Genomic DNA, 14,039 nt, shown 5'->3' on the forward strand with positions numbered 1-14,039 from the left:
ATTCCTAATTTAATATACCGGTTACTGTTCCTTGAGCCAGCGTGCTGCATCCTTTGCATGGTAGGTGATGATCAGGTCTGAGCCAGCGCGCTTCATACCTGTCAGCATTTCCATGACAATGCTTCTTTCGTCGATCCAGCCATTTTGCGCAGCCGCTTTGACCATGGAGTATTCACCGCTGACGTTGTAGATGACAACTGGCAGGTTGAAGTTGTTTTTGACATCACGGACGATATCCAGATATGGCATGCCCGGCTTGACGATCAGGAAGTCAGCACCTTCCATGACATCGGATTCTGCTTCGCGCATCGCTTCGATACGGTTTGCAGGATCCATCTGGTAGGATTTGCGGTCGCCGAACTGCGGTGTGCTCTCAGCTGCTTCGCGGAATGGACCGTAAAATGCAGATGAATATTTTACCGCGTAGGACATGATCGGTACATCATGGTAGCCTGCTTCATCCAACGCAAAACGGATTGCTGTTACAAAGCCGTCCATCATATTGGAAGGTGCGATGATATCTGCACCTGCTTTTGCCTGGCTTACTGCTGTCTTTCCAAGCAATTCAAGGGACGGGTCGTTCAGCACCTTGCCGTCTTCGATGACGCCACAGTGTCCATGGCTTGTGTATTCACACAGGCAAGTGTCGGCGATGACAACCATTTCAGGGAAGTCTTTCTTAATCACTCGGATTGCTTCCTGGACGATGCCATGGTCATGGTACGCCTGGCAGCCTACTTCGTCTTTCTCATTCGGCACGCCGAACAACAGAACAGATTTGATGCCTAACGCTTCTACTTCCGTCATTTCTTCTTTCAGGTTATCCAGCGATAAATGATAGACTCCTGGCATGGAAGAGACTTCATTCTTGACGTTTTCTCCTTCCACGATAAAAAGCGGATAGATCAAGTCTTCTGTGTGAAGATAGTTTTCGCGTACCAGTGCGCGCATATTCGCTGACTGGCGAAGACGGCGATGACGGCTGAATTCGAGATGTTTCATGGATTACCCTCCTGTATGTAATGGGATATGCTTTTCAGCATCTCTTCCACTGTATATTTTTCCGGCATGGCATGGACCTTTAAGCCCCGGTCCTCTGCCTTCCTTTTTGAAACAGGCCCTATGCAGGCAATGATACAATCACTGAGCCTGTCGGTTAATTCATGGCCTTCAACGATTTCCATGAAATGATCGATCGTTGAAGGGCTTGTAAATGTAAGTATATCAAGACTTCGTTCACTTAGCATCTGAACCAGCTTATCACGGCTTTCATCCGGCAGGTACGTTTCATAGACGATTAACTCTTCGACTACCGCGCCCTTCGCCATAAGGGCTCTTGAGATATAGTCCCTCGCAAGGTTCCCTTTAGGAATGAGGATCCTTTCCTCCTGGCGGACAAGAGGCAGGAATTCTTCGACAAACCCTTCCGCCACGTATTCCCCTGGGACGAAATCCACCTTCTGCCCGATGATATCAAGAACTTCTTTCGTTTTTTCGCCGATCACAGCAATTCTCGGCATCTCACCCTGGTTATCTTTTATAAAAGAGAATAGCGTTTCTACCGTTACATTGCTGGTAAAAATGATCCAGTCGTATGTATGTAAATTGTTCAGTTTGTGCCGAAGCCCTTCTGTTGCTGCAACAGGACGAAAGGCAATTAGAGGGATTTCCACCGGAATCCCTCCATACCTGGCAACCAATTCGGAGAAAGGCTTAGCGTGTGCCTTTCCCCTTGGAATCATAACCGTTTTATTTTGCAGCGGGCGTGACGGAATCATTCACCTTCAAGCTCCTGCTTAACCCGGTCAATCAGATCCTTGGCACCCTGGCTGATCAGTTTGTCAGCCGCTAGCTCGCCAAGTTCCTCCGGATTCGTTCCTGTGACCTGCTCCCTAATGATGGTCTTTCCATCAGGTGAACCGACTAGTGCAGTCAAGACAATCTCTTCCTGCTCATTAATATACGCATATCCAGCGATCGGTACCTGGCAGCCACCCTCCATCTTGTGAAGAAATGCTCTTTCTGCCCTGACTGCTGCACTTGTCTCAGGGGACGTGAACTTTTCTAGAAGCTGAAGAAGCTCAGTGTCGTCGCCGCGGCACTCAATGGATAGCGCGCCCTGGCCTACTGCCGGTACACATACATCCTCATCAATGAACTCAGTCACTGTATCGCTTGCCCAGCCCATGCGCTTCAAGCCGGCAGCCGCCAGGATGATTCCATCGTAGCCTTCTGTTTCCAGCTTGGAAATTCGCGTATCAATATTGCCTCTGATCCATTTCATCTCGAGGTCAGGACGTCTTGCCAAAAGCTGTGCACTCCTGCGAAGGCTGCTTGTGCCAATGACTGAACCTGGTTTTAGGTCATTGAAACCGACATGCCCGTTTGAAATCAGGACATCTCTGTGGTCTTCCCTCTCAGGTATGGAGCCGATGACCAAGCCCTCTGGAAGCACTGCAGGCATATCCTTCATGCTGTGGACAGCCATATCGATTTCCTTATCAAGCATCGCCTGCTCGATTTCCTTTACAAAAAGCCCCTTGCCGCCAACTTTTGATAGGGTTACATCTAGGATTTTATCTCCTTTTGTGACGATTTCCTTTACTTCAAACTCAAAGGGAGCTCCAAGCTTTTTCAATTGCTGGATTACCCAATTTGTTTGTGTTAACGCAAGCTTGCTCCGTCTAGAGCCAACAATAATTTTTCTCATGACAGCCTCCTATTTATTGATACCAAAAATGGAAAGATGATAATTTTCCGAAAAGAAAGAAGTTGATTAATACCACCAGGAAGGACCCGATGTTCCAAAGCGCGAGTGACTTCCCATACATCTCTTTGCCGACCCGCAAATACAGATAGATGCTGTAGACAGCAAGGACGATGAATGAGCCAATCAGCTTGGCATCGTACCACATCAGGTCAGGAACCTTGATCCATGCCCACTGCAGCCCAAGGATCAAACTGAGAATCAGCAACGGGACACCTATGACGTTCAGTATGTAAGACCAATAGTCCAATCTAGAAAGATCCGAGATTCTCCGTAACAGCTTTCCCCATTTTTTCCGCTTTAAAAGGTCATACTGAATCAGGTAAAGCAGTGAAAAGACGAATGATATGGAAAATGCCCCGTACGATAGGATCGCCATGGTGATATGGATTAGCAGCAACTCGGAAATCATCTGTTCGGACATGACCTCGGAATCATAATGAACTGGAGCGAATGTGTGGATCGCCATGATTATGAAGCCGAGCACATTTGTGAAAAACACGATGAAATCTACTTTTAGCAGCTTGTTGATCGCCAGCGAGAGCGTTACAAGCACCCATGCATAAAAGTAAAGCCCTTCAAAGAGGGTCAAGACAGGGAACCGGCCTTTGTCGACCATATAGTAGAGCAAGAACACGGTCTGAAATAGCCATACAAATGCAAGTAACCAGAAGGCAGTTTGGTTTACCCTCCGGTTACTGTTAAGAAAGTCGATAAAGTATAAGAGCACGCTGGCTGCATAGAAAACGATCGTGATTTCATGCAGTCGGGTAATATATAAATCAACCATACGCAAAACCTCTCTTACGGCTGAAAGGAAGCCTGAGGCGAAGGAACTCTGACCTGCTTTGATTCAGCTGTTTTGATTCCTTCTTGTTCAGCAACAAGCTGTTCGATATTGAAGATCTTGACGAATAGGTCTAGCGCTTCTTCAGCATCAGGTCCGGCAGCAAGCTCTTTCGCCTGGAGAATCGGATCCTTCAGAAGCTGGTTGATGATACTCTTTGTATGTTTGTTCAAGACTTTTCGATCCCGATCTGAAAGATGCGGGAGCTTTCGTTCGATGCTGTTCATCGTCTCTTCCTGGATCGCAAGTGCTTTCACACGCAACGCAGAAATAACTGGTACGACACCAAGTGTGCCCAGCCATTGCTTGAACTGGACGATTTCGCCTTCGATCATGATCAGGATTTTTTCTGCTGCTTTCTGGCGTTCCTGCAGATTCGCTTCCACGATGCCTTCAAGATCATCGATGTCATAAAGGAAGATATTTTCCAGTGTCGCAATTTCTGGATCAAGGTCACGAGGGACTGCAATATCAACCATGAACAATGGTTTGCCTTTACGCTTCTGCTCGACCTTTACCATCATTTCCTTCGTGACAACAAAATCCTTGGCGCCTGTTGAGCTAATCAGGATATCCGCATCAGAGAGGGCGTTTTGAAGTTCATCAAGAGTCCTTGCATTTCCAGAGAAGCGGTTGGCCAGATCCTCGGCCTTTTGATAAGTACGGTTGATGACCGTAACCTTTTTCGCTCCATTGGCGTGGAGGTTCTGGATTGCAAGCTCGCCCATCTTGCCAGCTCCAAGAATCAGGACATGCTTCTGATCAAGAGAGCCGAAAATTTTCTTTGCAAGCTCAACGGCTGCATAGCTGACTGATACAGCATTCGCACCGATATCCGTTTCCGAATGACCGCGCTTTGCTAAAGTGACCGCCTGCTTGAACAGCTGGTTAAACACTGTTCCAGTTGTATTCCGTCCCAGTCCAAGCATGAAGCTGGAACGAACCTGTCCAAGAATCTGGGTTTCACCAAGAATCATGGAGTTCAGCCCGCAAGATACTTTGAATAGGTGTTCAATTGCACCGTCCTGCTCATAGATGAACAGGAATGGCGTGAATTCAGACTGAGGAATCCCGAACCATTCAGATAAAAATTCTTTAATGTAATATCTGCCGGTATGAAGCTGGTCAACGACAGCGTAGATTTCTGTACGGTTGCATGTTGAAACGATGACATTCTCAAGAATGCTCTTCTTTTGCTGAAGGGCACTCATGGCTTCCCCGAGAGTCGCCTCGTTGAATGTCAATCTTTCACGGATTTCGACAGGGGCAGTTTTATAGTTAAGACCGACTACAATAATATGCATTTTTAATTGACACCCCCACATTAGAAATTGCATAATTGGCTAAGGCAATTATACATGACGTTTTTTTACTTTTTACGTTGTAAATGTGAACAACTATTGAAAAATCATATATATAGAAGCATTAATATAAATAAGTTCGTCAATCTGTTTATTTACTGTTTAGACTATCTAAATAACAAATAAACATACTCCCTAATGTACATTATCAAAGTTTGTCCGTTAATTCAAGTGAGCCTTATTGGAAGTGGTGAAAGTATGAAAAATCAGAGAATTATACCTGGCATGATCCTGATCGGATTCGGGATTTATTTTTACCTTCAGCAGGAAAACATCCCGCTGTTCAGCCAATTCTTTACATGGCCGACATTGATGATCATCATCGGTGCCGCCTTCCTGGTACAGGGATATTGGGGAAGGGATTACGAGGCAATCTTCCCGGGTGTCATCCTCGTAGGATTCGGAGTGCATTTTCATGTCGTCAATAAGTTCGCGCTATGGCCAGATCACTTGGGCGCCTTTATCTTAATTATCGCCCTCGGATTTCTGCTGCGCTATCAGAAAACGGGAAATGGTTTGTTTCATGGCGTACTCTTCCTTGTCCTGGCAGGGCTGCTCCTTTTTTATGACCGACTCACAAACTGGCTTGGCCTCCTGGAAAATGGCGTCGCGACTGCGTGGAGATTTTGGCCGGCAGTCTTGGTCATCATAGGAATATATCTATTATTTTTCAAAAAGAAATAAAAATCCCGCACCGTTTCGTCTACGGTGCGGGATTTTTTCATTTCATGAAACTTCCCATGATGGACCAGGCCTTGTCTTTTCCTTCTCCAGTTTCAGAAGAGAAAAGGATGACTGAATCGTCCGGGTCGAGATCAAGGGTCTCTTTCGTTATTTTCAAGTGCTTTTGCCACTTGGACTTAGGGATTTTATCCGCCTTTGTAGCGATGATGATGACAGGAATTCCGTAATGTTTAAGGAAATCGTACATCATGACATCGTCTGCGGACGGCGGATGCCTCAAGTCAACAATCAGAAGCATTGCTTTTAATTGTTCCCTTGAAGTAATGTAGGTTTCAATCATTTTCCCCCAGGCTTCGCGTTCCTTCTTGGAAACCTTGGCATAACCATAGCCTGGAACATCAACAAAATAAAGCATTTCGTTGATGAGGAAGAAGTTAAGAGTTTGCGTCTTGCCGGGCTTTGAGGAAGTCCTGGCAAGCGCCTTTCTGTTCAGCATTTTATTAATAAAAGAGGACTTACCAACGTTCGAACGACCGGCCAAGGCAAATTCAGGAAGGTTGCCTTCCGGATATTGGGCCGGCCTGACCGCACTGATGACGATCTCTGCACTGTTTACTTTCATTGAGAATCACCACTGGCAAGAGCGTGTTTCAATACTTCATCAACATGAGAAACTAACACAAATTCAAGCTCCTTACGTACACTTTCTGGTATATCATCGATATCCTTTTCATTATCCTTCGGGCAAATTACCTTTGTGAGGCCTGCCCTGTGGGCGCTCAAGGATTTTTCCTTAAGGCCGCCGATTGGCAACACTCGTCCTCGTAAGGTAATTTCTCCTGTCATTCCTACTTCTCTGCGAATCGGCTTTCCAGACAAAGCAGAGACAAGAGCTGTAGCAATGGTAATTCCCGCAGAAGGGCCGTCCTTTGGAACCGCTCCCTCTGGCACGTGAATGTGGATATCATTCTTTTCATGGAAGTCCGGATCGATTCCGAGGTCACTTGCTTTTGAGCGGACATAACTGAATGCCGCCTGGGCCGATTCCTTCATGACATCTCCCAGTTTACCTGTGAGCACTAGCTTGCCTTTACCTGGTGACAGCGACACTTCTATTTGCAGCGTATCGCCTCCGACCGTTGTATAAGCAAGGCCCGTGGCAACACCCACCTGGTCTTCAAGCTCCGCCTGGCCGTATCTGTATTTTGTCTTGCCAAGGAAGTCTTCCACATTTTTCTCGCTGACAATCACGCGCTTTTTCTCACCCGATACAACGATTTTGGCCGTCTTCCGGCAGATGGAGGCAAGCTGCCTCTCGAGGGAACGAACACCAGACTCCCGTGTATAGTATCGGATGAGCTTCGTGATCGCGTCATCCTTCATCTGAAGCTGTGATTTAGACAGACCATGATCCTTGATTTGCCTTGGAAGCAAATGGTCCCTGGCGATATGGAGCTTTTCAAGCTCAGTATAGCCGGCAATATTGATGATTTCCATCCTGTCGAGCAATGGCCCTGGGACAGTTGAAAGATTATTGGCTGTAGCGATGAACATTACTTTTGAAAGATCATACGTCTCTTCAATGTAATGGTCGCTGAAGTTATGATTTTGTTCAGGGTCCAGCACCTCAAGCATGGCCGCTGAGGGATCGCCGCGGAAATCGCTTGACATCTTATCGATTTCATCAAGCAGGAATACAGGGTTGATTGTCGCTGCTTTTTTCATGCCCTGGATGATCCGGCCTGGCATCGCCCCGACATAAGTGCGTCGATGCCCGCGAATTTCTGATTCATCGCGCACCCCGCCTAAGGAAACCCTGACAAAGTTGCGGTTCAGGGACTTTGCAATCGATCTGGCCAGACTTGTTTTACCAACTCCCGGAGGTCCTGCAAGACACAGGATAGGTCCTTTCAAAGAGTTCGTCAGCTTTTGGACGGCGAGGTATTCAAGGACCCTTTCCTTCACTTTTTCAAGGCCGTAATGATCCTTATCGAGGATTTTCTCCGCCTTGTTGATATCAAGGTCATCCTCGGTCGCCTTCGACCAAGGCAAAGAAACGAGCCATTCGATGTAGTTCCTGATCACTGCGCTCTCGGCAGACGTTGTCGGCACTTTTTCGTAACGGTCAAGCTCTTTCATCGCCGTTTCCTTCACATGTTCAGGCATTCCGGCAAGCTCGATTTTTTCGGTAAGCTCGGAAATCTCCCCCGTCTTACCTTCTTTTTCACCAAGCTCTTTTTGGATCGCCTTCATTTGCTCGCGCAGGTAATATTCTTTCTGGGTGCGCTCCATAGAACGTTTGACGCGCTGGCCGATTTTCTTCTCCAGGCCAAGCACTTCTTTTTCGTTATGGATGATTTCAATGACACGATTCATCCGGTCTTTGATCTCGATCGTTTCAAGGATTTCCTGCTTTTCCTTAAGCTTGAGCGGGAGATGGGATGCGATGATATCAGCCATCCTTCCCGGCTCCTCGATATCAGACACGGATGCATACGTTTCCGCAGAAATCTTCTTGGACATTTTTATGTATTGTTCAAAATACTCGAGCATTGTCCGCATTAATGCTTCATCTTCGACATCTTTTGATTCCTTGTCTTCATACGTCCTGACCTTGCAGGAGAAATGGTCATTCTCATCAAAGATCTCGAGGATTTCAGCCCTAGACAAGCCCTCAACCAATACGCGGATCGTACCGTTCGGGAGCTTCAGCATCTGCTTGACGCGAGTCAGTGTACCCATTTGGTACAAGTCTTCCTCGCCAGGTTCATCTATGGAAATATCCTTTTGGGTGGTAAGATAAATCAAATGATCGTCCACCATAGCCTTTTCCAGTGCCTGTACCGATTTATCACGGCCCACATCTAAATGAAGGACCATTGTCGGGTATACAAGCAGCCCGCGCAATGGTAAAAGAGGGACTGCATACTCATTTTTATTCGCCATGGCATTGCACCTCCAACATGCTTTGTCTCATTCCATTAGCATATAATACTTTGTTGTTCAATTCTATCGTATTTATTTTCAAGTGTCTAATATCAAGAGCGTTTCGCCTACAATGCTTAGTATCCTGAAAACATGCTGAAAATATGTCAGCATCCAGTTGGGTGTGAAGACTATTTACACCAGATAACTTAAGTCTTGCAAATACCCTTGTTATTTGCCTCTTTTCCTTTTTAAAAGAACAATAAACCTTCATGAAAAAAAGAACGCGGCCCGCGTTCTTTTTTTCGATCAGAGTTTGTGGTTGCACTTTCCTGTCTGCCTTAACCGTTTATCTTGTCTTTGATGTGTCAGCTTGTTTCTTTTTTGGTCAAATCGGCCGCTGCCTTGATGATTTGTTCTCTTGGATGCTCTTTTAACAGGGCGATCTCGAAGACTTCATCCAGATGGGTGACAGGAATAATTTCGATACCTGTGATTTCATTCAAGATGGTCTGGACGTTTTCTTTTGGAATGATGACTTTCTTTGCTCCGGCCTTTTTCGCTGCCTTTACTTTCGGGTATACTCCCCCGATCGGTTTTACGTTTCCATGGATACTGATTTCACCAGTCATGGCCACGGTATTGTCCATAGGGATTTTATAGATGGCAGAGTAGATGCCGGTTGCCATAGCAATCCCTGCAGAAGGTCCATCGATGGGGGTGCCCCCCGGAAAATTGACATGGATATCAAATTCATCCGCTGGAACACCCATGGAACGAAGAACGGTGATGACGTTCTCAATAGAGCCTCTCGCCATACTTTTCCTGCGGATTGACTTACCCTGGCCGCCAATGCTCTCTTCATCGACGATCCCGGTTATATTGATTGAACCCTTGTCCTTTGCTTTAATGACCGTCACTTCGATTTCAAGAAGCGCTCCGGTGTTGGGGCCATATACAGCCAGGCCGTTTACGAGTCCAACTGCTGATTTCTCGTTGATCCTGCGCTCCATCCTTGGTGTCAGCTGGCTTGAGTGGACGACCCATTCGATTTCTTCTTCCTTAATATAAGACCGATCATCTGTAATCGCTAAGCCCGCAGCAATTTGGACCATATTTACCGCTTCACGCCCATTGCGGGCATAGTTGGACAGGATTTCGACTGCCTTCTCGCTCATTTTCAATTCAACCTTCTCAGCCGCATTCCTTGCCACTGCCGAGATTTCCTCCTGGGTCAATTCACGGAAAAATACTTCCATGCATCTTGATCGGATGGCAGGAGGGATTTCACTAGGGGTTCTTGTCGTTGCGCCAACAAGCCTGAAGTCAGCAGGCAGCCCATTTTTAAAAATGTCATGGATATGGCTGGGAATTTGTGCGTTTTCTTCATTATAATAAGCGCTTTCTAAAAATACTTTGCGGTCTTCCAGCACCTTTAGCAGCTTGTTCATTTGGATTGGATGCAGCTCACCAATTTCATCAATGAACAATACGCCGCCATGCGCATTGGTCACCGCACCTTGTTTCGGCTGGGGAATGCCTGCCTGCCCCATCGCGCCTGCCCCCTGGTAGATTGGGTCATGGACAGAGCCAATCAGCGGATCGGCAATTCCTCTTTCATCGAATCGGGCTGTCGTCGCGTCCAACTCAACAAATACTGAAGAAGTCTTAAAAGGGGATTTAGGATTCTGCTTCGCTTCCTCCAAAACAAGCCTGGCCGCAGCAGTTTTCCCAACGCCGGGAGGCCCGTAGATGATTACGTGCTGTGGATTTGGTCCACATAATGCGGCTTTCAGTGCCTTGATTCCATCTTCCTGCCCGACAATGTCTTTAAAACTGGATGGCCTGACTTTTTCAGCTAAAGGTTCACTCAGGGACACCGATCTCATTTTTCTTAATTGCTCCATTTCCTTTCTGGATTCCCGATCGATCGATACCTTCTGCGTCCGTTGATTCCTTAGTAGATTCCAGAAATACAGCCCAATGATGATTCCAAAGAACAGCTGTATAAACAAGGCGATTCCCGTCCAACTCAATGTACATTCCCTCCCGTAAGTTGATACTATTTGCTTTCCCCTAGTATCCCCCTGACTCTGTTGGAATAAACAATATTTTCAAGTGAATTTTCCCATTGAAATGTCGGACTTCTACACTCGAATTTTGAAAAAATCACCCTTCAAAATCAGGAAATTAACCAGCCGATTATAAAATTAAATGACAAAAAAAGCCCGGTGTGAACACCGGGCTTTCGGGTATTATGCTGAGTTTCTTTCATCTTTAAGGACGGTTCCATCTTCAAGCACAAGCTTTGGCGGCATGCTGTTTTCGACAGTTTCCTTCGTGATGACACATTTAACGATATCTTCACGTGATGGAAGGTCGAACATGACATCCAGCATGATGCCCTCGATGATTGAACGAAGTCCGCGCGCTCCTGTCTTGCGCTCAATCGCCTTTTTGGCGATCTCGATTAAAGCATCATCTTCAAACTCAAGCTCGACATCATCAAGCTCAAGCATTTTCTGATATTGCTTCACAAGAGCATTCTTCGGCTTTGTCAGGATTTCAACCAGCGCTTCTTCGTCAAGCGGAGTCAGGCTGGCGATGACCGGCAGACGGCCGATGAATTCAGGGATCAAACCGAATTTCAATAAGTCTTCAGGAAGGACCTTCGACAGCAGTTCCTTCTTATCGATTTCTTCCTCTTTTTTATCCGATCCGAAGCCAATTACTTTTTGGCCCAGGCGGCGTTTGATGATTTGCTCGATTCCATCGAATGCTCCGCCGCAAATGAACAGGATATTCGTTGTATCGATTTGGATGAATTCCTGATGAGGATGCTTTCTTCCACCCTGAGGAGGAACACTCGCAACCGTACCTTCAAGAATTTTCAGAAGGGCCTGCTGTACGCCTTCACCGGAAACATCTCGTGTAATCGATGGATTTTCGGATTTTCTGGCGATCTTATCGATTTCATCAATATAGATAATCCCTTTTTCAGCTTTCTCAACATCATAGTCGGCTGACTGAATTAATTTCAGCAGGATATTTTCTACGTCTTCACCAACATAACCAGCTTCAGTCAATGAAGTAGCATCCGCAATCGCGAACGGTACATTTAGAATGCGGGCAAGCGTTTGAGCCAGCAAGGTTTTACCGCTTCCTGTAGGCCCGATCATCGCGATGTTACTTTTTGAAAGTTCTACATCATCGATTTTGCTGTTAGAGTTGATTCGCTTATAGTGATTGTAAACCGCAACGGACAGGTTTTTCTTCGCCTGGTCCTGGCCGATTACGTACTCATTAAGGATATCTCGGATTTCCAATGGTTTTGGAACATCCTTGAACTCTACTTCTTCTTCAGTGCCCAGTTCTTCTTCGACTATTTCCGTGCATAATTCAATACACTCGTCACAGATATAGACGCCCGGCCCTGCTACCAATTTGCGGACCTGATCCTGCGTCTTGCCGCAGAAAGAACATTTCAGCTGTCCCTTTTCATCATTAAATTTGAACAATGCCTTCACCCCTTGAGAACTTCTAAACAATATATAAAGCTGCGATTCATAAGCAAACGAAACGAAAGGTTAAGTAACGGTTTTTTCTGCTGCTTCGAGCAGGTATGTATTGCATTGTATCACATTTTGCCAAGGTACAGGAAATAATAACCCTTGACATCGACAGTTTCGTGCTTATGAACCGGTGAAAAAAATATGTACTTAAATCATCTTAACCATAAATCATGCCATTAAATCGGCATATATGAAATTGCTAAAAAATTATGTATGTATATTGTTTTATATGTGTTAATTGTAGAAAACAAGGCACGAAGATCTCGCGCCTTGTTTCTATCTTATAAACTAAGTATAAAATTCACTTCGAGAAATGTCTAGCTACAGCGCCTAGCCCCTCGAGTCACTTCGGTCCGCCCGGTGAAGTCAAAGAACGACTTCACCGGGCGGCCCTCCAGTGCTTGTCGGGGCTGACCAAGGCGCTTACGCTTTTCTAATATTATGCAACAGATTTGCTGTTTTCTACAAGGAAATCAACTGCTTTTTTCAGTTGAAGATCGCCTTTGATTCCATCAAGGCTTCCGCCAAGGGCAGCTTTGATTTGATCAGCTGTCATGTTGTACATTTCAGCCATTTTATCAAGCTCTGCGCTCACTTCTTCATCGGATACTTCGATGTTTTCAGCTTTCGCAATTGCTTCAAGAGTAAGGTTCACACGAACGCGTGTTGCTGCTTCTTCTTTCATTTGTCCGCGAAGCGCAGCCTCATCTTGTCCTGAGAACTGGTAGTAAAGTTCAAGGTTCATGCCTTGCATTTGAAGGCGCTGCTCGAACTCATTTACCATACGGTCGATTTCAGTATCGATCATTGCGTCAGGTACTTCGATTTCAGCGTTAGCAGCCGCTTTTTCTACGACAGTGTCACGAACGAAATGCTCTTTTTGGTGTGCTTTGTCGTGAGCCAGGCGATCTTTGATCTTAGCCTTAAGTTCATCCAAAGTTTCTACTTCTTCGTCAGCGTCTTTAGCGAACTCGTCGTCAAGAGCCGGAAGTTCTTTTCCTTTGATTTCATGAACCTTCACTTTGAAAGTTGCAGGCTTACCAGCAAGTTCAGCTGCATGATACTCCTCCGGGAAAGAAACTTCTACATCCTTTTCTTCGCCAGTAGCAGTTCCAACCAGCTGCTCTTCGAATCCAGGGATGAATGAACCTGAACCAAGCTCAAGTGAGTAGTTTTCAGCTTTTCCGCCTTCGAATGCTTCGCCATCAACGAAACCTTCGAAATCGATAACAACAGTGTCGCCGTTTTCAGCAGTGCCTTCTTCTTTAACAACAAGCTCAGCTTGTTTTTCTTGCATTGATTTTACTTCGTTGTCTACTTCTTCATCTGTTACGTTTGTGTCGAATGCTTCAACTTCTAATCCTTTGTATTCGCCAAGCTTCACTTCTGGTTTAACTGTTACAGTTGCCTTGAAGACCATGCTTTTGCCCTTTTCGAATTGTTCTACGTCAATTTCAGGGCGGTCAACTGGCTCGATAGCAGTTTCTTCGATTGCGTTTGCGTATGCTTCTGGGAGCAGGATATCAATAGCATCTTGATATAAAGACTCTACGCCGAAACGCTTTTCGAACATTTGGCGAGGCATTTTCCCTTTACGGAATCCTGGTACGTTAATTTGCTTAACGACTTTTTGGAATGCAGCGTCAAGACCTTGATTGACTTTTTCTGCATCTACTTCAATTGTTAGAACCGCTTGGTTCCCTTCTCTTTTTTCTACCTTTGCAGACATACAGTTCCCTCCAACAATAATCTATTGTCATTTTCATTCGACGATGAATACTCTTGTTAACCAAGCAATATTCCAGATTAAATGTAAAATAGAATGATTTTTACATAATACAACCACTACATTATAACACAGGTTCATTTCGTTTCAACAGATT

The 14,039-nt window shown here is 45.6% G+C and carries 11 protein-coding genes; 1 reads left to right on the forward strand and 10 read right to left on the reverse strand.

Features of this window, described 5'->3' with window-relative positions:
- Positions 1 to 21 precede the first annotated feature (21 nt).
- The 5 genes from hemB to hemA are packed head-to-tail and all read right to left on the reverse strand — an operon-like array spanning position 22 to position 4,918.
- Positions 22 to 1,002 (reverse strand): porphobilinogen synthase, encoded by a 981-nt coding sequence (hemB, locus tag EJA10_RS20380; protein ID WP_125481879.1) that lies wholly within the window; start codon positions 1,000 to 1,002, stop codon positions 22 to 24.
- Complete coding sequence (locus EJA10_RS20385) at positions 999 to 1,778, reverse strand: uroporphyrinogen-III synthase (protein WP_125481880.1); 780 nt, start codon at positions 1,776 to 1,778, stop codon at positions 999 to 1,001. Before EJA10_RS20385 ends, hemB begins: the two co-directional genes overlap by 4 nt.
- A complete protein-coding gene (gene hemC, locus EJA10_RS20390; RefSeq protein WP_125481881.1) occupies positions 1,775 to 2,710 on the reverse strand; it encodes a hydroxymethylbilane synthase in 936 nt (311 codons plus the stop codon). Before hemC ends, EJA10_RS20385 begins: the two co-directional genes overlap by 4 nt.
- A gap of 13 nt (positions 2,711 to 2,723) precedes the next feature.
- Complete coding sequence (locus tag EJA10_RS20395) at positions 2,724 to 3,557, reverse strand: cytochrome C assembly family protein (RefSeq protein WP_125481882.1); 834 nt, start codon at positions 3,555 to 3,557, stop codon at positions 2,724 to 2,726.
- Positions 3,558 to 3,571: 14 nt separating this feature from the next.
- Positions 3,572 to 4,918: a glutamyl-tRNA reductase gene (gene hemA / locus EJA10_RS20400; RefSeq protein WP_125481883.1), complete on the reverse strand. Its 1,347-nt coding sequence runs from the start codon at positions 4,916 to 4,918 to the stop codon at positions 3,572 to 3,574.
- Between the two features lie 255 nt (positions 4,919 to 5,173).
- On the opposite strand from hemA, the gene EJA10_RS20405 reads away from it, so the two are divergent.
- Complete coding sequence (locus EJA10_RS20405; RefSeq protein WP_125481884.1) at positions 5,174 to 5,659, forward strand: LiaI-LiaF-like domain-containing protein; 486 nt, start codon at positions 5,174 to 5,176, stop codon at positions 5,657 to 5,659.
- A gap of 37 nt (positions 5,660 to 5,696) precedes the next feature.
- Here EJA10_RS20405 and yihA read toward each other — a convergent pair whose 3' ends face one another.
- The 5 genes from yihA to tig form a co-directional block, all read right to left on the reverse strand.
- Positions 5,697 to 6,281, reverse strand: a complete 585-nt coding sequence (yihA, locus tag EJA10_RS20410) for a ribosome biogenesis GTP-binding protein YihA/YsxC (protein WP_125481885.1) — start codon at positions 6,279 to 6,281, stop codon at positions 5,697 to 5,699.
- Positions 6,278 to 8,605, reverse strand: a complete 2,328-nt coding sequence (lon, locus tag EJA10_RS20415) for an endopeptidase La (RefSeq protein WP_125481886.1) — start codon at positions 8,603 to 8,605, stop codon at positions 6,278 to 6,280. Before lon ends, yihA begins: the two co-directional genes overlap by 4 nt.
- A gap of 347 nt (positions 8,606 to 8,952) precedes the next feature.
- Positions 8,953 to 10,620: an ATP-dependent protease LonB gene (gene lonB / locus EJA10_RS20420; protein ID WP_125481887.1), complete on the reverse strand. Its 1,668-nt coding sequence runs from the start codon at positions 10,618 to 10,620 to the stop codon at positions 8,953 to 8,955.
- Between the two features lie 219 nt (positions 10,621 to 10,839).
- Positions 10,840 to 12,102, reverse strand: a complete 1,263-nt coding sequence (gene clpX / locus EJA10_RS20425) for an ATP-dependent protease ATP-binding subunit ClpX (RefSeq protein WP_125481888.1) — start codon at positions 12,100 to 12,102, stop codon at positions 10,840 to 10,842.
- Between the two features lie 493 nt (positions 12,103 to 12,595).
- Positions 12,596 to 13,885 carry a trigger factor gene (gene tig / locus EJA10_RS20430; RefSeq protein WP_125481889.1) on the reverse strand — a complete coding sequence of 430 codons (1,290 nt, stop codon included), beginning with the start codon at positions 13,883 to 13,885 and terminating at the stop codon, positions 12,596 to 12,598.
- Positions 13,886 to 14,039 lie beyond the last annotated feature (154 nt).

This window comes from Mesobacillus subterraneus (assembly GCF_003937825.1).
GTDB classification, from domain to species: Bacteria; Bacillota; Bacilli; order Bacillales; family Cytobacillaceae; genus Mesobacillus; species Mesobacillus subterraneus.